This is a genomic window from Paenibacillus montaniterrae (assembly GCF_018403185.1).
GTDB classification, from domain to species: Bacteria; Bacillota; Bacilli; order Paenibacillales; family Paenibacillaceae; genus Pristimantibacillus; species Pristimantibacillus montaniterrae.
Genome location: NZ_BOSE01000008.1, coordinates 197,344 through 219,241 on the forward strand (window position 1 = coordinate 197,344; position 21,898 = coordinate 219,241).

The window sequence follows — 21,898 nt, forward strand, 5'->3', positions numbered from 1 at the left end:
TATTTCTCAATTATATTGGTTCTTGTTTCCATTATAGTGCTCGCTTGTGATGAAACAACCTACTTTTTACCTGTATTATGGAAACTCCATACCGACCGCCTTAAGTAAACGAAGCAGCAGCTCCTTGCGCGGCTGCTGTGCTTTGCGCGCTAATGAGGCCAGCTTCTCAGTATTACCCCAGATCGGGTACAATACGCGCTCGGTCTCATCATCAGAAAGCGTCTCTATTTGCTGCACCAGCAGCAACAGCTTGTCCTCGCTTTCCAGCTCCGTCTGAAGCTTCAGCTTCAGCGAATCGTGGGAGCGGAGCAGACAGGCGATTAAGGTGGGGATCGAGCTCGCTGTTATGCCATAGGTTTCGGCAAAAACAGCTGTGAATTTATCATGAACAAGCTGATGCTCATCGTCCACAAGATTCATATAATCTTCAACAAGCGGAAAATACCGCTCAGACGCTAGCCCCAGCCCGAACACCGCATAGCTGCCCGGCATTACACTTTTTTCATCATCCCCATCCTCGTACCACTCAAACTCTACCATTGCCTCACGTGCGTATTCCTCCAATAATGGGTGCAGCTCGGAATAAGCCAACGCATTTGCAAAGAAACGATGCGTATCTGATCTGGCAAGTCCCTTAATAGGCAAATACTCTCTACTACTCGATTTCAGCTTGATTTTATAGCTTTTTGGGAAGTCCTTGCGAAGCAAGGAAAGAATAAACGAAATCGACAGCTCGTACGCTGCTGCTGCTTCCTTGCGAATATGGATCGTAAAGAGAGAAAAAACATCGTTAGCCTTGCATTCAACCAGCTCACGGCGCATATGGACTTCGTCATTCGAGAAGCTGTCGCTGCCCTTCTTCAGCATGCGTGCGGCTTTATCGCTGCCAAGCTGCTTCGCCAGCTGCAAAAAAGTTTGCCCTTTAGATTTGCTGTAGTTCGGCTCGAAGCGAATAATCATGACCGCGCAGTAAAGTAGAAGATCGACAGGCTGGCTTGGCTCATCCTTGTTTTCCAGTACAGCACCCGGCTTGATCGTATATTCATCTGCCCTGTAGTCGTTACGGGTGATAACACAATACTGCGGCAAAAATTCATTCTCGACCCACTGAGTCAAAGCCCAAATCATATCTCTTCGATGCTCCGCAAGAGCCTCGACTGCTCCTTTATTCAACTCCTGAATTCGGTCAAAACTAGCGATAACCTTTGCAGCTTCGATTTCTGGGAACAAATGTGGATCGAGCAGATGACGCGACAAAAAGAAGGTTTCCAGCCTTTTTGTCGCGTTAGAGCCCTTCTCCAGCTTGTTCTCAATATAGAGCTGTATCTGCTCCAAAAGCCGCCGCTTCTTCTCCTCATACACCAATTCAAGCACGGTTAATTCTACAGGCCCGTCCATCGTTGCGAACCTTCCCTGAAAGGTAAGCCTGTAGTCGATCAGCGGTGAAGCTTCCAGCTTGTCCAGCCTTTCCTTTATAATATCCGCCAGCAGCGGCTGAACCTCCTGCAATATTTGCTCCTTGGTAAAGGGTGAGACCTTCATCGACTTTTTACCTGAGGCACTGCCCATAGCTTTCGAACCATCAACCGTAGTCCTTCCCGGTCGATAATCGAGCAGAATAAAGCTAAAGATCCCTATTTGCAGTGGTGTGCGCTTGCCCAGTCCATCTCTCTCAACTCGTTCTTCCTGCTCGTCAAACCATTTGTAAATGGCTGTTTTCATCTCTTCTATTGCTTCTTTTTGTTGTTCGTTCATTGTGTCCCGCCTTCCGCATGTTCCCCTCAGCTGGTTTCGTTAGCTCGTTAAAACGTATCTATTTCAACAATGGCTTACTTCTATTATTTTACATACGAAGCTACTTTTTGGGCAATGAGACTAATGTCCAATTCTCAGCAATTGAATAATAAGAGGGAACAAAAGCATACTAACCATTGAAATAAAGAAAGGAGCTTGAGCATGTTTAATTTAACAGATAAAGTCGCAATTGTTACTGGCGGGGCTTCAGGTATTGGCTTAGCGACAGTTAAAGCTTTTTTAGATAAGGGTGCAAAAGTTGTAATCGCTGATTATAATGAACAAGCTGGAAAAGCAGTCGAACAGGACCTGAGCAAAGGCAGTTCCAATCCGACATTCATCTACGTGAATGCGGCTGAAGAAAAGTCTGTTGAAAACCTTGTCAGTGAAACCGTTAAACGTTTCGGTCGCGTAGATATTATGGTCAACAACGCAGGAATTGGTGTACTTGCCAAAACCCATGAGCTCACGTTCGAGGAGTATAATAAAGTTATTTCGATCAACCAAAACGGTGTCTTTTTTGGTGCAAAATATGCCATTCGTGAAATGCTGAAAACTGGTGGAGGTTCGATTGTTAATACTGCGTCGATTTTAGGGCATGTAGGTGAGGCAGGTGCTTTCGCATATAATGCGAGTAAAGGTGCGGTTAACATTTTAACGAAATCACTAGCTCTAGAATATGCCGATCAAAATATTCGAGTAAACGCGGTATGTCCTGGATATGTGGAATCTGGTATGGTCAACAAGGAAGCGCTAGGAGATTTCTATGACGGGCTAGTTGCCAGACACCCGATCGGCCGCCTTGGTCAACCAGAGGAAATCGCTCATGGCATCGTATTTTTATGTGAAAATGAGTTCGTAACTGGCTGCTCCCTTTTAATTGACGGCGGCTATACGGCACAATAAGCTAATCCTTTATGTAAGAATGGAGTGTTCAATATGGGAAGAAACAATAACCAAGGCCACAGTAAAAACAAAAGCTCCTTGCCTCAAACGCCAAAAAATCAAAAAATTGCTCCTAATGAGGTTCAAGCAGAGTTTGCTCAAGAGATTGCAGATCTAACAAAATCATCTCCCAAGAAAAAATAAATTCCCCGACGGACAACGATCCAAATGCGAATAAGAGCACTCCTCCTCAAAGGCGTGCTCTTGTTTATTTACCTGGCAATTCGCTAGAACGTATTGTATACATTTTCACATTCTTCCGCAGTCGGTTCATAAAAACAATGCTTCTTCCAGCGTCCCACAAACGGCTGACCGTACCAAGTTGGCGGACATGGACCTGGACTTTCGTAAGAACCTGGACGGAAATACCAGAGGGAGAATTTGGCTGGCCAGTTACGTTCGCCATTCACTGCCCGTCGCGCTAAACGGCGTTCCCTCTCTCTTGCATTTTGATAATACATTCCATGCTGCAGTGCTTCGAATGCATGGGGCTGGTTGATCATTTGGGGAATGGTCCGAATGCCTTTAAAGTCAGAGCAATTCGCTCGTATTCGATTAATGCCGACATTTCCAACAAGGAGCATCCCCATTTCTCCCTCAGCCTCAGCTTCAGCTCGAAGCAGCCTCGCCAACATATTGATATCTTGATTCCTGGCTTTTACGACTGCCATAGGTTCACCTCTTTAGGTTTCTAGACCATTATATTGTCTGGGAGACGTATGTGTTACTATGGCAGGTTGCTATTGCATTTTACGAACCGCAAACCATAGTTCGATATAATTGAGGCCATCCTTCTCACCGTTCATTTCGAACTCCAAACCGTCCGCCTGCTCATAGCCGGACGTCGGCAGCCATTCGGTGTAAAAGCGTTTGTACAGCAAGTCGATCGTCCTATCGAACTGGTCCCACGGATGCGGCTCCGACGAGAAAATCGCCCATGTATGCGCGGGAATACAGATTGAGGTGTACCCATCAGTATTGCTGCCATCGCCTTTGAAGGCGCACAGCATGTAAGGAAACGTGTCTGGTTCGGTTTTCCGGTAGCTGCATACCGCTTGTACTGGATATAAATCGTGGCTAACGAACGAAGGCAGAGCACCTGCACATGCTTCAAGTCGCTTCACATCTCCGTTCGCATGGCTCTGCTCCCATAGCTTCGCCGGCGTTTGCGGCGGCTCCCCGCCTCCATCGACACGAAATATCCCTTCTATGCCAAACACTTCAAAGCATTCCTTCGTTTCAATTCGATAGTTCATCGCCTCTGCCCCTTTAATCGTGTTAAGGAAGGACAGACGAGGGTAGGCTTTGAGCGCAATCCCTTCCTGACGGGCCATGGCTGGCGTGATCCCGTGCAGCGCATGGAACGCCCGAGCGAACGAAATCGGTGATTCATAGCCGTATTTTAGCGCTACATCAATCACCTTCTCCGTCCCGCCACGCTGTAGCTCCAGCGCAGCAAGCGTTAGTCGTCTCCGCCTAATGTACTCTGCCAGTGTCACGTCCGTAATGAATGAGAACATCCGTTGGAACTGATACGACGAACAGCAGGCCATGCGAGCCACCTCCCTCAATTCGATCTCCCCAGTCAGGTTTGCTTCAATGTAGTCTATTGCTCGGTTCATCCGCTCCAGCCACTCCATCTTAGTCCCTCCTCTCGCATTTAAGTATAGGTGAGGCTATAATTAGCTTCGCAACAATTTGTGCCCAATGAAGTTGCTTAAGAGTTATTTTAGTATAACGAATCTTGCTGTTACTTCAATGAAAAGAGAGGTATTCCCAGAACTTTCGCTTGGCTCGCACAGAATTTTTGGGAAACATCTCTTGTGTGAGCTAAGGTGATTCGTTATAATCATGGTAATCAAGTGTTGAAGGTGAATAAAACCATGAAAAGAAACAAGCTGAGTCAACTTCATCATCACAAACGGCGTTAGCACACCTGTAAAAATTCAGGGTGGGCTAACGCTTTTCGCGTTGGCCTCCCTGCGGCATATGAAACGCGCAGGACCAAGAGGTCCGGCGCGTTTTTTTATTTTAGCAAAAAAAGAAGGGAATGATTGTTGTGCAAAATGTAAAAGGTACCTATGATTTCTTTGGAAGGCAACAAGTGCTTAGAAGGAAAGTTCAAACCACACTTCAAACAATCTTTGAGCTGTATGATTTTGATTCAATGGACTCCACAATATTGAACGAACTCGACCTTTTGACATCTAAATATGCAGGTGGCGACGAAATTTTAAAGGAAATGTATCAATTAACGGATCAAGGCTCACGGAAACTTGGACTGCGATACGATCTCACTATTCCTTTTGCAAAGGTGATTGCATTAAATCCTGGTATTGAATTTCCTTACAAGAGATATGAAATTGGCAAGGTTTTTCGAGATGGACCTGTTAAACGAGGCCGTTTACGCGAGTTTTTACAGTGTGATGTCGATGTAGTTGGAATTGCAGGGCCTGAAGCAGAAGCTGAATTAATGCAGCTAGCCGTTGAGGTTTTCCAAAGGCTGGAGATTCCGATTCTACTAAAGTGGAACAATAGACGCTTTTTAAGTGAAGTTCTTGAGTCAATTGGCGTACCAACGACTGAATTGCTATCCGTCATGTTGACTCTAGACAAAATTGAGAAAATTGGAAATGACGCGGCAATAAAAGAACTCGTTAGTAAAGGGTTGGATTCTCAAGTAACCAATGCCATAAATGATCTAATTCAATTGGAAAATCCAACATTTGAAAATGTATCTAGTAAATATGCAATCGAGGAAAGCCGCGGCGCACAAGAAGTTCAGTCCCTGCAGAATATCATTCAAAAATTAGGTTTGGAGCAGAGTTGTAAGTTTGACCCTTTTCTGTCGCGTGGGTTATCGTTCTACACAGGAACAGTTTATGAGATCTTTGATGCTTCCAAAACATTTACTTCTAGCTTAGGTGGCGGTGGAAGATACGATGCCATAATTGGACAGTTAGTCGGTAGAGATGACTTTCAATATCCAACAGTGGGAATTTCTTTTGGAATGGAATCAATAATAGAGATGCTTGAGAATCGCTCTGTTCAACAACAAGGCGCTTTAGTTACGGTCATCCCTATTGGAAATACTATTGCAGAAGCTCTCAAATTAGCAGCAAAGCTAAGGACTAGCGGCATTCGTACAAGTGTAGACACAAGTAAACGGAAATTAAAAAAATCACTTGCAACAGCCTCTTCTAAAGGAATTCGGTACGTCATGTTAATAGGAGAACATGAAGAAAGCCTTGGAAAAGTACGGTTGAAAGATATGATCGAGATGACTGAGATGGTGTTAACCATTCAGGAAGCTATTAGCGTAATCTCTTCCTCAAGACCGTAATTCCCATTTTTAACTATAGACTATAATGATGATGATCTAATTGAGGGCCCCTCTTTCGAGGGGTCACTTTGACTGCTCCTTTATCACTTGCTCAATCCCAAGCAGAATTAGCCTCAAGCCAAACTCAAACGCCTTATCAGTCCCCATCAGTTCAAACAGTCCGCTTGTGAACATTCTCCGAAATAATCCCGCATCCGCCTCACTCATAGAATCCAGAAGGCGAATTACTTTATCACCTGGAAGCGCTTCCTCTCCCTGGTCCTTAATAATCGCGGAAACATTGCGCTGGTGCTCATAATCGTCCAGAACGAAGTTGAACACATAATTCATAAGTGTGAGCACAACTTGCATTTTCTGCTCTTGCTCAAGCGGCGTCGATTCCACGCAGAGCAGCATACGGTTGTTGAACCGGATAATATCCGTTTCGTGAGGCAGCGTTGACATCATAAGCTGCGTAGAGCAAGGATAGCGGCCGAGCACGCTTCGAACGGTTATTGCAAGTCCCTTTAATTGCTCCTTCCAATCTCCCGCGGGTTGGTGCTCCTCCAAAATAATTTTCGACACCTGGTTGGCCAGACGTTGATAGATATCTTGTTTGCTCTTGAAGTGCCAGTACAGCGAGGGAGCCTGAATCCCCAGCCGGCTAGCCAATCTTCTCATACTGAATTTCTCGATCCCTTCCTCGCCCAGAAGCTCCCAGGAAGTTTGCAAAATCTTATCCTCCGAAATCTGAGGCAATTGTTTTTTCATCGATACCCACCCTTTTAACCTAACGGTGTAAGTTTATACTTTACACGTTTATAAGTTCATGATATCATCTAACACTGTAAGGTTCAAACTAACACTGTTAGATTGGCTCTAAAATAAACAATCGAAAGCGGTGATCCACATGAATGCAGAAAACCTCTATTTTTTTGAAAAAGCACCTGTCGCCAAAGCTGTCGCTCACTTCGCAGTACCGATGATGCTAGGCACGTCAATGAGCGTCATCTATTCCATTTTGAACGCCTATTTCCTTGGTACACTTCATAATACCGCCATGCTCACCGCACTCGCGCTGACCTTGCCATTATTCGCAATCATTATGGCACTCGGCAATTTGATCGGTATAGGCAGCGGTACATTCATCTCCCGTTTACTGGGAGAGAAAAAATTTGATGATGTAAAGCATCTTTCTTCATTCGCTTTTTACAGCAGTTTGATGCTCGGTCTAATTGTGATTGCTGTTGGCCTCCCGTTGATCGATCCTATCGTTCACGGTCTAGGTGCAACGCCAGAATCCTTTGGATTTACGCGAGACTATGTCCTGATTATGCTTATAGGTTCACCATTCGTCGTATTATTTTTCACACTGGAGAATATCGTACGCTCAGAGGGTGCTGCCATTACATCGATGATCGGTATGATACTTAGTGTTGTTGTAAATATTATTCTTGATGCGCTTGTTATCTTCGTATTCCATTGGGACGTGATGGGCGTTGCATCTGCTACGGTCATTTCCAATTTGATTGCGAGTGTATTTTACGCCTTCCATATGGGATATAAGAGCCAATTTTTAACCATCTCCATAAAATGGTTCAAGGCTACCAAAGATATTGTGAGCAATGTATTAAAAATTGGAGTTCCCGTTTTTATTATGAGCATTTTTTTAGGAGCGATGTCGCTCATCTTTAACCATTTTCTTATTGAATATGGGGATTCAGCCGTAGCGGCTTACGGAATATCATCACGTCTATTACAATTTCCCGAGTTTATTCTGATGGGGTTATGCGAAGGAGTCGTACCGCTTATTGCCTTCTCATTTACAGCAAATAAAGTACGCATGAAGCATACCATTGGATTTACGATCAAAGCGATTATGGGATTGGCTGTCGTATTCGGCATCATCGTATATCTAATATCCGATCACTTGATAGGCTTATTTACAAATGACCCGCAATTAATCGAAATGGGCAGCTACATTCTGCATGTGACATTCTTGTCCTTATTCATTTCAGGAATGACCACATTGTTCATAGGGATCTTCCAGGCAACAGCGCAAGGAACGGCCGCGTTGATTATGTCAGTTATTCAAGGAGTTGCTCTGATTCCTGTATTGTTTATCGCCAAGCAAATGAACGGCTTCCACGGGGTAGTCTGGTCACTCGTCATTGCAGATGCCATCGCGTTCCTTACAGGGGCCATCATGATGTATGCTTTGCGGAAAAAATTGCAGCCGGATTTGGATAGTTTAGTGCAGTAGAAACATATAACATGCGGAAGGAAGGTCGAGGAATAGATCTATCCTTCCTACTTAGCGCTCTGAAGCGGTTTAATCAGCTTTATTTCATAAATAGGATTACAAACAGAACCACTAGCATGATTGCTGCGCCTGTAAAATATGCTATTAAACCTGCCTTGCTTTGAGCTACTTTTGCATTAAGCGAATCGACTTGTTCTTTTAGCTCCGCCAAATACACTGCTTCAGTAACCGGTGAGGTTTCATCATTATCTTTATTCGTACTCTGGATAAATTCTATCGCCTCATCTAAAGTACAGCCTGATTGCACAGAAAAAAATTTGGTCGCGTCATCAACTCGCCGATCATTCAATAGATATGCAACACCTTGTAAAATTTGAAAATTATCCAACCGCGTTTCTTCATGATTGATTAAATCAAGCTCACGAACATTTTCTTTTTTCGGTCCATAGTATAGCTTGAAATCTTCTTCGAAAAAAATATTTTTATTGTTCATCTTCACTTCACATCCTTTTTCAAGCAATATCCTTGATTACAGCGTCATCCTCGCAAATATATCCCACAAAATGATTGATTGAAACCTATTTTAGAATGTACCTTGCTGGAAAAGAATCCGCTCTAAGAACCAAATCGGAGGGTCCATATGCCCTAATTTTTCCAGAACCATGTTGGCCAATTCTTGATGAGTCAGGGGAATATCGATTTTCTGGTAAAAGCCTACTCTGCTTCCGACGGCAGCAATGCTTGCAGCAAGCCCTCCAAGTCGGCGATCGGCACAGCCAAACCGGCCTCTATCATTTGCTCTTGATGCAGGATATTCGCAGTGGCGTATACAACGGCGATGGCTTTGCCATGCTCATTGATGACGGGAGAGCCACTATTGCCGCTATAAACCGGCGCATTAAGGGCCATGACCGGCTTTTGACGGCCTTGGATCGGGATCAAGCCGATTATAGCGCCTTCAGTAGCGATTTGGGTGAAATAAAGCGGATTGCCAATCACGTAGATATGCTCGTCAGGCTCCCATTGCTTGCTGTTCCGTTCAATTTCAATGAACGGCAGCTGTTGATCGCCAATGTCCGCCTTCAGTATGGCGATATCCAAATTAGGGTCACTGTCCGACAGCTCCGCTTTATAGCTCTGACGATGCTCCGGGAACTTCACTATGATATAGTCGTTATCTTCGATAACGTGATAATTCGTCACAATGTAGCCGCCGTTAATATGGAAACCGGTACCCTTGCCCTTGTCCGTGCTGACTAAGACAACTGCTTCTTTGTAGCCTTGAATTTCAGCCTGGCTGGATAATTCCTGCGACTTGAACAAGAAGGGTAGCGTCTTCATGTTATAGATTTGCGGCCAGAATGCCAATATATTTCCGACTAGAGCGGCCACGAGCAGGAATATGATCGTATTTCTAATCCATTTTCGTCGAGTGACAGATGAACCCCCATCTTCATCATCATCCTCCGTCTCAAAGTCCCACTCCTCGTCTTCATACGATTTGTGAGTCTCATTTTCTTGCTTTTCATCGGAATTAGATAGAGCGTTCTCGTTGTTTCGATTCGGATTATTTTCCATGCGCATCCTCCCGTACTCGCTGGTATCTTATCCCGCTATTGTATCATTAATCTGCCTATAAATCCTACTTATAGTATGGTTCAGCGCGCTGAAGACCTTCCTTTATTGCCGGTCAATGTCTCCCTTTAAATCGTTTAATCGCATCCTCGGTCACCGGCTCGAAGAAGTTAATAAGGTTGCCATCAGGATCACGGAACAGCATAGAGCGGTTCCCCCACGGCATCGTAGTCGGTTCCTTTACCCAATTATCAACAAATGGCTTCAAGCGCACATATTCAGCCTCGACATCGTCGACCCGGAACTCAATAATGACAGTGCGATTATTAGCACCCATAACGGAATCGGTGCCGAAAAGATGCGTCGTCTGGGAGTGGCCGATTGCAAGCGTGCATGATGGCACAACGAGTTCGGCAAATACGGGCGCAGGTCGCTCTGCCGTTACCCTCAACACTTTCTCATAGAACTCGACGAGACGATCCACGTCGTCAGTAATGATGCGTACAGAAACGAAATTCATAAAATATCATCCTTCCTAATAGTAGGTTTGGCTGTGTCTTACAGCCTTGTAAAAGCGTACTTTTTACTTATCCATCTTCCTTACCGTTACATGTCCAATTATAAAAAACCGCTACTGACAACGTTATGTCAGTAACGGTTTAGAATTCTTTCGGCTTCCTCACGAATTCGACTTCGAAATGATTCAGGTTCCAACACTGTTACGCTCGCTCCCCAGCCAAGCACCCATTGCAGTATTTCATCCAGCTGACGGACACGTAATATCACATCCAATCCATTCTGATGCTCTTTCATATCCTCTACGTAATGATAGCTCGATTCCTTCACCTTATCTGCGATATCATGGTTAAAACGAAGGCTTACCCGCAAGTGACGATCATCTAATGGTGTATACTCCCTTAAGTCAAAATGCTCCGGGAGTTCAAATCGTTCGTCTAGCTCGATAAGTTCAGTCATTCGGGACAAGCGAAAATGGCGGATGTCTTGACGTAGATCACACCAGGCCACAAGCATCCAAGACCCTTCTACTAGTACAAGGCCATAGGGAGCGACGGTACGTACGCTATGTCGGCTCCCCGTGGAATCCGTATTTCTTTTCGAATAATGAAAACTGATCTTTCGCCCATTTAATAGAGCTCGGCGGATTTGATCGAGATTTTCCCTTTCGTTTGACGAAGCTGCCTGTTTGCCAGGAGCGAGCAAGCGCAACGACTTGCGTATACGGGAGGTCTCACTGCGGACACTATCTGATAAAGTGGCTTCGATCTTCCTCCTAGCAGCATGAGCTCTAACACGATAGTCATCATCAAATCGTTGCTCGATAAATTCTAATCCTATAAGCAAGGCCACAGCTTCCTCTATTGTAAAACTGATCGGCGGCAGAAAATATCCCTCCATTAAGGAATATCCAGTGCCAGTAGTGCCTATAATCGGAACGCCCGCTTCGCTGAGCGCTTGAATGTCGCGATAAATGGTCCTCACACTGGTTTCAAATCGTGCCGCCAAATCTTCGGCACGTACCACCTGCCTGCCTTGCAGCTCCAGCACGATGGCTAACAAACGATCTGTTTTGTTCATTGACTGCTCCTTTGGAACGTAATACTGGATAACATAAACTTGCCGCTATCTCATCATATGAGATATTGTCCGCCAAATTCGCTTCGATATAATCCATTGCGCTTTTCAGCCTCTCCAACCAATCCATCATTCGTATTTTCGTAGATTGCCAATTTAATATGGTACTACGAGAGGGTTTACACAATCTCGTAAACAATGATAAAGTAAACTTGGGCACACTGGAATAATATAGACTTATTTCTAGTTAATTTCAAACTGTGAGGAGAGGTATGAATGATGTCATCCAATCAACCAGCAGTAAATCAGGGTAAGTTAGTAAACGAGGCTCCCGAACAAATCATTTCCGCGCAACTGAAGTATGAGATTGATTATAATAATGCCACTTTGGTCATTATTTCTACTGGGCTCGGCCAGGTTCCTGCTGTAGGATTTGTATTAAGTGCTCTTGTCGAAATATTTTGGCCTTCCTCGCAACAAGATGTTTGGGCGGAGATTGAAAGTAAAGTAGAACAACTGGTGGATCAGAAAATTAGCGATCTGGTATACAGGCAAGTTGAAGAAAGCCTGACAGGATTGCATAACAATTTAAATGAGTACTTGTGGGCCGTGCAAAATACGCGTGACAAGAACCTCATTACTCAAAAATTTAACATTGCCCATGGACACTTTATTCAAGAACTTCCCCATTTTCAATCAAAAGGGTACGAACTACTTCTTCTCCCACTATTTACTCAATTCGCCAATCTACATCTAAGCCTCCTGCGTGACGGGGTACTATACGGCGCCGACTGGGGCTGGAGCGAAGATATTCAACTTCATCAGCGCGAGCAAATCACTCAAACAATCGAGCAATATACAACATATACAAATCAAGTCTACACGAATGCTTTAAATGATACGAAATCCAAAGCTCCAAGCAACAAATATTTTACCGAGCCGTTTAATACGATTAACAGGTTTACCAGAGAAATGACCTTAACTGTTCTCGACTTTAAAACGTTGTGGTCGTATTATGATCCCACCTTATACCCCGCCCCCGTCAAAATTTACTTGGATCGAGAAATATATTCCGATGCTGTCGGAACAGCAGATGACAGCGGGCCCATTCAACTCCCTTCTCCTCCTACAAAACCGATCACGAAAATTGAAGTATGGTCATGGGACCGCATCGACGCCTGTCAGGTTACATATGAGCAAGGTGGTGGTCCTGATGGTGTGACACAAACCCCTCGCATGGGAAATAAGGACGGCGGAGCCGCAAACGTATTTGACCTAACAAAGCTCGGACCTGTTACCGGGGTTAAGACGCAATCAGGTACAATCCTGGATGCTTGGTGGTTCACCTTTAGCGATGGCTCAACCAGTATTCGACTGGGAGGAGATTCTGGCAGCTACAAGAACTACTTCAGTTACCCCGATGAGATCTTGTCCAGCATTAAAATAATGGGAGTCAGCAATTACTTCAAAAGTGCGGATTGCGCCGTCTTTGGATTTAAGTTCAAGCAAGAAACAACGATACCGGAATTTGCTGTATTGCGTACAATGTATGTGGCATCGCCTGCAAAAATAAGTGCACAAGAACTGGCACGTTATGTCGGAGCTGAGGAAGTCGATAAATTGGGAGCACGCATTCAGGAATGGTCCGAACTGTATCAGTGGGATGCGATGCGCCAAACCCGTTGGGAAAAGATACGCACGGAGATTGAATTGAGACATCCATAGTATGCAGCCTGCTCGCTGACAGAGAATGAGGCCCGCGGATTCTAACAATGAATCCCGAGCCCCATTTTCTTAACAAATGAGAAGCAAATTGCGTTAAACTCAATCTAGAAGCGTGTACATTTGAATGCTCTCGACTTTGGCGTCTTTGATATGAAATGTCATAACATCCACGTAATTTGCCGGTTCATATCGAAAATCATCCTCTTCGTCAGGTGCTCCATTGCCGATCAGATTTCCTTCGGGATAAGCTTCTTTCAGCTTTTCGACGCTGTCCCCAACTTTGATATTTCTGACTGTGGCATATTTGGGATCGGTAATTTTAATATTGAAGATGTAGAACTTCTTCCCTTCAGCCGCATCAATGGTTTTGATTTCAACTCCCGAAAATTTGTATTGCTTCTCGGTAAAGCCGATCAGTGTATCCATATTCAAACCATCATCCTCGGAATAGGTGTGGGATTTTTTCTCTTCCGCCTCCCCCAGCATGCTTTCGAGCTTTTCATCGTCTACAATGTCAGAAATGGCAATGGTATGGTCATTATAGACAAAGGCCAATTCTTTCAGAATAACATTCCCTTCCTTTTGAATTGTGCCTTCCTTAATGACTTGGGAATCCGGGTTATTGCTTGCTGGATTGCCTCCAGGCGGTTCGGTCGCAGCCTCCTCCTCTTCATTGACATTGGGTGGTGCCGTCGGCGTATTCGCCTGATTTTCCTGACATCCCGCCAAAAGTATGCATAAAAATGCCGCAAGTAACATCAGGATTGCTGATCTTCTCCATGTTTTCATCCTTACCCCTCCAAAAATTGAATTGATTTATCTTATGAGGTTAGTATAGGAAAACAATTTATTATTGTAATAACAGACTTGTATCAATCTTGTAACATCACCTTACAACCGCTGAAGAACGATGGAAACGGTGGTTCCTTCACCAATTTTGCTATCTATTTCCAAATGTCCGTTAAATTTCTCGACGATTTCTTTGCAAATGGACAATCCTAATCCCGATCCCTTGGCGACAGTCGAATTTTTCGCTCGGTAAAATCTTTCCTGAACCCTTGCAAGTTCATCCTCCCCGATCCCAATACCTTGATCCCTAATTTGGATTATCGCTTCATTCTGTCTTATAAACGTTTCAATTTTGATCGATGTCTCGGCATGGGAATACTTTATGGCGTTATCCAAAATATTCACGATGGCGTGCGACATCAAGATTTTGTTCACATCAACGTAAACCGCACTTCCCGCCTTTACTTCCAGTGATATCCCTTTGCTCTCTGCTTTGTCTTTCATATCCGCTACTACAAGCTTGGTTAATTCAGATAAATCCGTCTTTTCCGTGCCGATCTCTTCCAGACCTGCTTTGTCAAACCGGGATAACATCAATAACTCATTAATGAGCTGAGTGAGCCGTTCCGATTCATGTACAAGATGATAATATATCTTTTGCAGTTCCTTATCTTCACTTTCCTTCTCATATAAATATTGGGAAAATCCACTAATAGCGGCGAGCGGGGTTTTCAGTTCATGAGATACATTGGAGACAAACTGCTTCTGATACTGAATGTAGTCATTCAATTGAATGCCCATCCGGTTTAAGCCCGCCGCAAGCATCCCCAGCTCATCCTTCCTGTTCAAATGAACCCGCTGGAACTGCTGTTTGGAGAAATTCTCGGTGGCCGCAAGCAAATATTTGATCGGTTTTGTCGTAGTACGAGCAATAAATAAACTGGAAATCGTAATCAGAACCAGGAATCCTGCCGCGCCGGCAATGAGAATATAGCGGATTTGATCCATCATATCGTAAAAGTAAGAAATGTCATCGACAAACTCGAACACATAAATATTTTGATAGTACTTATCTTGAATAGGAACGGCGAAATACAGCAATTTATTGTCAGTGATGGTGTAAGCGTAGTTCCCCTTGAGGGCCCTTTCAATGTTCCCTTTAAAAATCAAAGGACTCCCGTCAGCAATGATGATTCCGTCCACCGCTAAGCCCAGCAGTTGCTGGCTACTATCGTAGATCCGCACTTCCTTCCCTGAAGCTTTCAATGCTTCCAGAGCGCTTCTCGGCACATCTGAGGCTTGCCCATCGGCGGTAGCTTTGTCATGCTTTGCGAGCACTTCCCTAAAGGATAACTCACCCAAATCCGCCTTTTTCATCATTTGCTTCTCGATGGTTACAAAACTGAAATAATCAATCGCTTTATCCACCGAAAAAATAATGACTGTAAAGGAAAGCACCGAAAAAAATAAATAATTCAACAACAGCCGGGTTGCATATTTCAGACGGAGTCACCTCCAAGCTGATAGCCAAATCCGTAAATGGTTTTGACGTACCTTGGATTCTCGGCATCCTCTTCCAGCTTCTTTCTTAACCGCATGATCGTCATATCTACGCTGCGGCTATCACCCAAAAAATCATACCCCCACGCGATTTCCAGCAGTTCGTCCCTCGTAAATATTTTCCCAGGCCTTCTCAGCAGCGTTTCGAGAATTTTAAATTCCTTTGCCGTCAGCGAAATCGGGATGCCATTTTTCAGCACCACTTTTGTATCCAGATCAAACACAAGTTCTCCATGGACTATCCGCTCTTCCTCGCCATTATTCGGCTCCTTATTCTCATATCTTCTAAGTACAACCTTAATTCTGGCAATGAGTTCACGGTTATCGAAAGGCTTGGTCATGTAATCCTCTGCGCCCAGCTCGAGCCCCAATACCTTATCTACAATTTCATTCTTCGCCGACAGCATAATAACGGGAATCGCCTGTTTCTTGGTAATTTCCTTGCAAAGGTCATAACCGGAGTAGTCAGGCAGCATCAAATCCAGCAACACCAGGTCCGGTTGAAAGGCTTCCAGTTCCTTAAGTCCCTCACCGCCATTCTCTGCTGTTCGCACCTGGAAGCTTTCTCTCCTGAGTACCAGCTCGATCAAGTCTCTTAGAGCCTCTTCATCATCAATCACGAGAATCTTTTTCACTTGACTCCTCCTCTTGAAAGTTTTACCGTTGAAAGGGATGCTCATGCACCTTGATCGAGCAATTCGGATTAATGGTTGTTTATTTAATACTCCCTATAGTCTTAAAGGAAGAAGATCGAAATTATACTCTCCGGTTTAAACATTCTAACTCATAAGGCGTTTTTTCACTAATATTTCGCCGTTACTTATGGTATGGTTCACCGTAACATCCATAGAGCGAAATTGAAAAGGACTCCGTCTTTTCCGTGACGTTGTTCTCGGCGATTCCGCCAAGCGAGAAGTGTCTACATCTCTAGAGATCTAATATAATCCCACTCCCACACAAAACATTAACCATTGCCAATCAACCCGAATAACAACAGACGGTTCATCTCAGCCATCTTTACTTTATAGTTTCCTGATTTTGCCCAAGATAATTGAATGGTTCCAATCGCATTTAACAATTCAAGAACAGTCTCCAGAGAAACCGAAGAGTGAATAGCTCCTTCCTTTTTCGCAAGTTCAATAAGCTCTTGAAGCATTTGAATTCTAATTTTATTCGTATTTTCACTATAGAGACTCGATAACACATGGTCCTCTACGGCGCCAGGCGAACCAAGCAATTGATAGTCCTGATCGGCACAAATATCCATGATTTGAATGATTTTATCCTTGAAATCGATGTCTTGCTTCATGATTTCTTCGGCCATATGAAGGGTAGTTTGCATCAGAACGTTTGCGCATTCCTTGACAATCCCTTCTTTGCTTTCGAAATAGTTATACAGCGATACGGATGATACGCCGGACTCAGCGGCAATATCCTTTATGCTGACATGAACGAAACCTTTTTCTTTAAAGAGCTTTAATGCCGCATTAACAACTGCCGTCTTCTTTTTCTGAGTCCTTATTTCGAATTTATTCATTACACATTCCTCCATCCCACATCCCAATCTAAAATCAATGTAGCACAATTCGAAAGGTTTTTAAATTTAATGGTCATAAATTTAAAAAAATATTGACTTACCATTCTGATCGGAGATAAAATCAAATAGAATATTTTTAAATATTACACCTTGATATTTAAAAACTTTTATTTCGAAACAACCAAAATGGAGGAATAATATGAGAATACTGGTCTACGGGGCAGGGGTTTTGGGAAGTTATTTAGCTCACGAATTAGTGCACGGGGGCAACGAAGTCACAATGTTAGCCAGAGGACGGCGGGCGGATGAGTTACAGCAGAACGGTAATGTGATCCGCCATTATTTACAGCTCCGAACAACGGTCGATAAAGTAAACGTTATTTTTGAATTACAGCCGGAGGATGTTTATGATCTCATCTTCGTAGTGATGAAATATCCGGATTTCGAGGCAGTCCTTCCTGCCCTTGCAGCGAATCAAAGCAAACATATTGTTATTATGGGCAATAATGCAAGTCCCATTGAAATGCGGCACTATTTGCAATCCAATAGCCCTGTAGAGAAAAAGGTTGCCTTTGCTTTTCAGACGCTTGCCGGATGGAGAGAGAACGGTCGGGTTAACTGCTTACGCGGTCCAAAGGTGACCTTGGTTTTCGGCGGCTTGGGCGAGCAGCTACATTGGAGCTTGGTCATTGACCAAGCTCTAAAGAACACAAGGTATAAAACGATCACCTTTACAAATATGGATGAATGGCTGAAAAGTCACTTCGTTATGATCTTGCCTTTGAATCGCATAGCCGTCTCGTATAATGGAAATCTGCGCAAAGCGGCCAGGGACAAAAGGTTGCTTAACTACGTCATTGACGCAATAGATGAAGGCCATCAAGTGTTGATAAAAAATGGTTACACAATTACGCCTGCGAATCAACAACAGTTAGTCCGAAAATATCGCAAGATGTTTTTTACCGTGTTGAAGATTATATTATCAACCCCCATCGGCAGAATCATACTAAGCGATAAGGCGGTATCTGCCAGCGAAATGATTGCGTTGTACCAAGCTTTTTCTGACTTAAAGAAAAGAGGTAACATGGCCACACCAAATTGGGACAAGCTTTACAATTACACCCCTTTGCAATAATGGCAATAATCACATGTTCTTGTCTCTAATCGATAGAAATCTGCCTATTCTAAGTCAGATATGGGATGAGCATTGAATTCAGCAGACCGTAATCCTGCGCGAATATAATGACCCACTCGCGGGAGCCGACGTCCATGTTACTCACGCTTACGGCAGCTCATGATGCTGTACCTCAACAAAATAGACCCTTGTAGTTATACAGGTGGTTCGAGAACTATAAGTTTAATAAAGCAACCCTTATCTAGGGTGTCTGCGTAACTTCCAAATCATCCACCAGCGAGCACTATTATTATGCTTCGCAAAGCTTCTCGAAAAAATTTCGCCTACTTGTGATACGGCTCACCCCGATTAATCTTCACCGCACGATACACCTGCTCGACCAGCACTAGTCGCATCAGCTGATGCGGGAACGTGATGCGACCGAAGCTTAGCTTATGATTCGCCCGCTTCAGCACTTCAGCAGATAAGCCGTTGCTGCCGCCTATGACGAACACGATGTGGCTTTTGCCGTAGGTGGCGAGCTTGTCGAGCTGCTCGGCGAGCTCCTCGCTTGACCATAGCTGCCCATCTATCGCCATTGCGATAACATGCGCCTCCTGCTTAATATGCGCAAGGATTTTCTCGCCCTCACGCACGCGCACCTGCTCTTCTTCTGCCGCACTCATCGTCTCAGGCGCTTTTTCGTCTGACACCTCGGTAATCGTCAGCTTAAGGTAAGGGCCGAGACGTTTGGCGTACTCGGCTATCCCCATAGTTAGATATTTTTCCTTCAGCTTGCCGACCGCTATAATTTGGATATGCATCTATACCACCAATACCTCAGCCGCTTGCTCGCATAGATCGCATTTGCGCGGCGGGTCCCAATCTGCAAATTCGGTTTCCTTCAAATCGACCATATCTGGCGCATCCTCAAACTCGTCCACAAAACGCTCTAATGCATGCTCTATACATGCTTTACATACACAATACATGATGTCTCTTCCTTTTTCTTAGCATATTTATTTTTAGCATACCATATTTCGCTATACATTGTCCTAGCCTCGGTGGCAAGCTCCAGCCAAAAAAAGCCGCAGCAAGACAGGCTTAACGCACATGTACTACTACGTGCTCAACCTGGCTGTTGCGACTTTTCTTTATTGCGCTATTTACTTACTTATCCTGACTGCTGCGGCTCTCCCTATTGCACTGTCTACGCTCTATCGCCCCTCCAACTCCTGCTAGAGCTCTGCTCGTTGCACCAGGATTAGCTCTCGGGCTTGTTCTCGCCGAGCGTGACCGTTGCCTTCATCAGTTGCTTGCCTCGATAGAAATGAACGACGATTTCATCGCCGATTTTTTTGTTGCTGTACAAATATTTGCGCAGATCGCGCGTGCTTGTTATTTTCGTATCGTCGAGCTTGACGATGACGTCATTGTAGGTTAGCCCCGCTTCCTTGGCTGGCCCTGACGCCTCAAGCACAATAATGCCCTCGTACACTTCCTTCGGCAGATTCAAGGTCGAGTCCTCGCCGCTCTCGGCATCCGCCTCAAGCTGCTGGCGGCTCCAATATTGCTGCAAATCGATCATGCTAACGCCAAGAAATGCACGTGACACATAGCCCTTCTCCATCAGCTCTTCAACAACCGGCACTACGTTGTTGATCGGAATCGCATATCCGATGCTTTCAACGCCAAAATTGCTAATTTTCATGCTGTTGATGCCGACCACGCGTCCATTCAAATCGACCAGCGGCCCGCCACTATTGCCTTGGTTGATCGCGGCATCAACGCGAATGACCTCCTGCTCCCAGTCGAGCACTCCGTTCTGGCCAAGCGACACTGGCACTGTCTCACGCGTCACGCTAACGACACCAAATGTGATCGCTTCCCCCATGCCGAGCGGATTGCCCATTGCCATGACAAATTCCGCAGCGCGCAGCTTGGAGGAATCGCCAATTTCCGCAACATAGTCAATTCCTTTGGCATCAACCTTCAACACAGCCAAATCGGTGATCTGATCCATTCCGACAATTTCTGCCTCAAGCCGTTTGCCTGTCGTCAGTACAGCCTTCACCCGATGCGCAGTTGAAACGACATGAAAGTTGGTGACGATGTACGCATACTGCTCATCCTTTTGAATAATGACGCCAGAGCCTACGCCTGCTTCTTTGTATACTCCGTTTTCCTCGCTATCCTTTTCCAGCGCGCCGCCATTCAGATCGAGCGAAAACTTCTGCTCATTTATAATGCTGACGACCGCAGGGCGAATCGTGTCGCTGGCGTGCACGGCGCGGGCAGATAAATCGAGATTGGATAGTTTCTTCGTTGGAGAGAAGCCGAACAGGATGCCATACAGGGCGGTTATGACTACTGCCGTTGCGATGACAGACATGAGCACCAGCTGCAGGCTTTTGCGATTTTTCAGGCGAAATCGCCGCCAGCCTCCCTGCTTTCTTGCGCCAAGATGCTCCTTCAGCGCCTTGCGCGATACCTTCGGGGAATAAAAATCATCGTCGAACAAGCCCATATTCCGCACTCCTCTCCATTATTTGTAGCTATCTTTATTTATTTAAATTGAAAAATTAGGAATGTTTTTGCAACATTAGACTACACTAGTAATATCGTACATTATTCAATGTAAGTTTATCATAAATTAATAGAGGAGGCTGAAATTTTATGTCCACTTCCCGCTCCCTTGAGCATATGCAGCTTGCAGCCCAGCTCGCTGACCTGAAACAAGAGCATTATCAAACACTGCTAACGCTCAATGGATTGCTCGCCATTTTAACGAATAAAGGTATTATTAATGATGGAGAGCTGACGCGCATGATGCAGCGCATTGATCATACACTAGAGCAGCTTATTGCCGACCTAGCTCATCCCAAGGCGTTGGTCGATCAGCAAAAGTAGGCCGCAGCGGAAATTCCTCTCGCTTATAAAATATTCCGTTGTTTTCAAATATAGAATTGACCGTAAGCATCGCCAAATCCATTTGATTATGATCCTGACTTAAATGAGCGAGATAAACCCGCTTCGTTCGGTCGGTCATCAGCTCAATTAACGCTTCTCCAGCCGCAACATTCGACAAATGCCCGATATCGCTCAAAATGCGACGCTTAATGTTCCACGGATAGCGGCCCATGCGCAGCATTTCCGTATCGTGATTGGATTCCAGCACCAGCGCATCGCAATCTATAATTTTCGCTTTTACCTTTTCGCTTACATAACCTAGATCCGTTGCCACACCCAGCCTATAGCCATCTTCTTCAAATGTGTAGCCAACCGGCTCAGCCGCATCATGTGAAATATGATAGGTATGTACGCGCATACTGCCAAAGTGCAGCTCTTCCCCACTTTGGAATATCATACGCTTGTCCTGGCTAATCGAGCCGACATGGCGCTCCAATGCGTCCCATGTTGGCTGATTGGCGTAGATCGGCACATTGTATTTGCGGGCAAAGGCGCCAAGCCCTTTAATATGATCAGAGTGCTCATGTGTAACAAGCAAAGCGTCTAAATCATGCCCGGATATCCCCTGCTGCTTCATCAGCTCGTCGAGCTTTTTGGCGCTTAAGCCCGCATCAACCATAACGGTGCGCTCATTGCCTTGAATAATTGTTGCATTCCCCGTTGAACCACTAGCTAGTACTGTAAAGCGTAATCCCATTTTTCTGTTCAATT

The 21,898-nt window shown here is 44.8% G+C and carries 23 protein-coding genes; 7 read left to right on the forward strand and 16 right to left on the reverse strand.

Going from position 1 to position 21,898, the window contains the following annotated elements:
- Window positions 1-75 precede the first annotated feature (75 nt).
- Window positions 76-1,755: a DUF6138 family protein gene (locus tag KJS52_RS19770; protein ID WP_213518650.1), complete on the reverse strand. Its 1,680-nt coding sequence runs from the start codon at window positions 1,753-1,755 to the stop codon at window positions 76-78.
- A gap of 201 nt (window positions 1,756-1,956) precedes the next feature.
- On the opposite strand from KJS52_RS19770, the gene KJS52_RS19775 reads away from it, so the two are divergent.
- Both KJS52_RS19775 and KJS52_RS19780 read left to right on the forward strand, forming a co-directional pair.
- The gene (locus tag KJS52_RS19775) at window positions 1,957-2,700 is read left to right on the forward strand and encodes an SDR family NAD(P)-dependent oxidoreductase (protein WP_213518652.1); all 744 of its coding nucleotides are present in this window, start codon (window positions 1,957-1,959) and stop codon (window positions 2,698-2,700) included.
- Between the two features lie 33 nt (window positions 2,701-2,733).
- Entirely contained in the window at window positions 2,734-2,883 is a 150-nt protein-coding gene (locus KJS52_RS19780; protein WP_213518654.1) for a YfhD family protein, read from the forward strand.
- An 83-nt stretch (window positions 2,884-2,966) separates the two neighbouring features.
- On the opposite strand, the gene KJS52_RS19785 is transcribed toward KJS52_RS19780, so the two are convergent.
- Window positions 2,967-3,410 carry a cell wall hydrolase gene (locus KJS52_RS19785; RefSeq protein WP_213518656.1) on the reverse strand — a complete coding sequence of 148 codons (444 nt, stop codon included), beginning with the start codon at window positions 3,408-3,410 and terminating at the stop codon, window positions 2,967-2,969.
- Between the two features lie 69 nt (window positions 3,411-3,479).
- Complete coding sequence (locus tag KJS52_RS19790; RefSeq protein WP_213518658.1) at window positions 3,480-4,379, reverse strand: AraC family transcriptional regulator; 900 nt, start codon at window positions 4,377-4,379, stop codon at window positions 3,480-3,482.
- 410 nt (window positions 4,380-4,789) lie between these two features.
- Between KJS52_RS19790 and KJS52_RS19795 the strand changes: the two genes are divergently transcribed.
- Window positions 4,790-6,082 carry a histidine--tRNA ligase gene (locus KJS52_RS19795; RefSeq protein ID WP_246563782.1) on the forward strand — a complete coding sequence of 431 codons (1,293 nt, stop codon included), beginning with the start codon at window positions 4,790-4,792 and terminating at the stop codon, window positions 6,080-6,082.
- A gap of 63 nt (window positions 6,083-6,145) precedes the next feature.
- Here the strand turns inward: KJS52_RS19795 and KJS52_RS19800 are convergent, their stop codons facing one another.
- Window positions 6,146-6,832, reverse strand: coding sequence for a TetR/AcrR family transcriptional regulator C-terminal domain-containing protein (locus KJS52_RS19800; protein ID WP_213518660.1), 687 nt, complete (start codon window positions 6,830-6,832; stop codon window positions 6,146-6,148).
- A gap of 139 nt (window positions 6,833-6,971) precedes the next feature.
- Between KJS52_RS19800 and KJS52_RS19805 the strand changes: the two genes are divergently transcribed.
- A complete protein-coding gene (locus KJS52_RS19805; RefSeq protein WP_213518662.1) occupies window positions 6,972-8,324 on the forward strand; it encodes an MATE family efflux transporter in 1,353 nt (450 codons plus the stop codon).
- Window positions 8,325-8,403: 79 nt separating this feature from the next.
- Here the strand turns inward: KJS52_RS19805 and KJS52_RS19810 are convergent, their stop codons facing one another.
- The 4 genes from KJS52_RS19810 to KJS52_RS19825 all read right to left on the reverse strand — a co-directional run bounded on the left by KJS52_RS19810 (window position 8,404) and on the right by KJS52_RS19825 (window position 11,495).
- Window positions 8,404-8,817 carry a hypothetical protein gene (locus tag KJS52_RS19810; protein ID WP_213518664.1) on the reverse strand — a complete coding sequence of 138 codons (414 nt, stop codon included), beginning with the start codon at window positions 8,815-8,817 and terminating at the stop codon, window positions 8,404-8,406.
- 221 nt (window positions 8,818-9,038) lie between these two features.
- Window positions 9,039-9,902: a S1 family peptidase gene (locus KJS52_RS19815; RefSeq protein ID WP_213518666.1), complete on the reverse strand. Its 864-nt coding sequence runs from the start codon at window positions 9,900-9,902 to the stop codon at window positions 9,039-9,041.
- Window positions 9,903-10,014: 112 nt separating this feature from the next.
- Window positions 10,015-10,419, reverse strand: a complete 405-nt coding sequence (locus KJS52_RS19820) for a VOC family protein (protein ID WP_213518668.1) — start codon at window positions 10,417-10,419, stop codon at window positions 10,015-10,017.
- Between the two features lie 128 nt (window positions 10,420-10,547).
- The gene (locus tag KJS52_RS19825) at window positions 10,548-11,495 is read right to left on the reverse strand and encodes a helix-turn-helix transcriptional regulator (RefSeq protein ID WP_213518670.1); all 948 of its coding nucleotides are present in this window, start codon (window positions 11,493-11,495) and stop codon (window positions 10,548-10,550) included.
- 276 nt (window positions 11,496-11,771) lie between these two features.
- Between KJS52_RS19825 and KJS52_RS19830 the strand changes: the two genes are divergently transcribed.
- A complete protein-coding gene (locus tag KJS52_RS19830) occupies window positions 11,772-13,217 on the forward strand; it encodes an insecticidal delta-endotoxin domain-containing protein (RefSeq protein WP_213518672.1) in 1,446 nt (481 codons plus the stop codon).
- Between the two features lie 99 nt (window positions 13,218-13,316).
- On the opposite strand, the gene KJS52_RS19835 is transcribed toward KJS52_RS19830, so the two are convergent.
- The 4 genes from KJS52_RS19835 to KJS52_RS19850 all read right to left on the reverse strand — a co-directional run bounded on the left by KJS52_RS19835 (window position 13,317) and on the right by KJS52_RS19850 (window position 17,103).
- Window positions 13,317-14,006 carry a hypothetical protein gene (locus KJS52_RS19835; protein WP_213518674.1) on the reverse strand — a complete coding sequence of 230 codons (690 nt, stop codon included), beginning with the start codon at window positions 14,004-14,006 and terminating at the stop codon, window positions 13,317-13,319.
- Window positions 14,007-14,108: 102 nt separating this feature from the next.
- On the reverse strand, window positions 14,109-15,434 hold the full coding sequence (locus KJS52_RS19840; RefSeq protein ID WP_246563785.1) for a sensor histidine kinase: 1,326 nt from the start codon (window positions 15,432-15,434) through the stop codon (window positions 14,109-14,111).
- Between the two features lie 71 nt (window positions 15,435-15,505).
- The gene (locus KJS52_RS19845; protein WP_213518675.1) at window positions 15,506-16,201 is read right to left on the reverse strand and encodes a response regulator transcription factor; all 696 of its coding nucleotides are present in this window, start codon (window positions 16,199-16,201) and stop codon (window positions 15,506-15,508) included.
- Window positions 16,202-16,530: 329 nt separating this feature from the next.
- Window positions 16,531-17,103: a TetR/AcrR family transcriptional regulator gene (locus KJS52_RS19850; RefSeq protein ID WP_213518677.1), complete on the reverse strand. Its 573-nt coding sequence runs from the start codon at window positions 17,101-17,103 to the stop codon at window positions 16,531-16,533.
- Between the two features lie 199 nt (window positions 17,104-17,302).
- Here KJS52_RS19850 and KJS52_RS19855 point away from each other — a divergent pair, with 199 nt between their 5' ends.
- Window positions 17,303-18,238, forward strand: a complete 936-nt coding sequence (locus KJS52_RS19855) for a ketopantoate reductase family protein (protein WP_213518679.1) — start codon at window positions 17,303-17,305, stop codon at window positions 18,236-18,238.
- Window positions 18,239-18,561: 323 nt separating this feature from the next.
- On the opposite strand, the gene rlmH is transcribed toward KJS52_RS19855, so the two are convergent.
- The 3 genes from rlmH to KJS52_RS19870 all read right to left on the reverse strand — a co-directional run bounded on the left by rlmH (window position 18,562) and on the right by KJS52_RS19870 (window position 20,744).
- Window positions 18,562-19,041, reverse strand: coding sequence for a 23S rRNA (pseudouridine(1915)-N(3))-methyltransferase RlmH (rlmH, locus tag KJS52_RS19860; RefSeq protein WP_213518681.1), 480 nt, complete (start codon window positions 19,039-19,041; stop codon window positions 18,562-18,564).
- A complete protein-coding gene (locus KJS52_RS19865) occupies window positions 19,042-19,209 on the reverse strand; it encodes a CxxH/CxxC protein (protein WP_213518683.1) in 168 nt (55 codons plus the stop codon).
- Window positions 19,210-19,481: 272 nt separating this feature from the next.
- Window positions 19,482-20,744 (reverse strand): S1C family serine protease, encoded by a 1,263-nt coding sequence (locus KJS52_RS19870; RefSeq protein ID WP_213518685.1) that lies wholly within the window; start codon window positions 20,742-20,744, stop codon window positions 19,482-19,484.
- A gap of 149 nt (window positions 20,745-20,893) precedes the next feature.
- Between KJS52_RS19870 and KJS52_RS19875 the strand changes: the two genes are divergently transcribed.
- Window positions 20,894-21,127 (forward strand): hypothetical protein, encoded by a 234-nt coding sequence (locus KJS52_RS19875; protein ID WP_213518687.1) that lies wholly within the window; start codon window positions 20,894-20,896, stop codon window positions 21,125-21,127.
- Here KJS52_RS19875 and KJS52_RS19880 read toward each other — a convergent pair.
- Window positions 21,078-21,884, reverse strand: coding sequence for an MBL fold metallo-hydrolase (locus KJS52_RS19880; RefSeq protein ID WP_213518907.1), 807 nt, complete (start codon window positions 21,882-21,884; stop codon window positions 21,078-21,080). The two genes, KJS52_RS19875 and KJS52_RS19880, sit on opposite strands and share 50 nt — an antisense overlap.
- Window positions 21,885-21,898 lie beyond the last annotated feature (14 nt).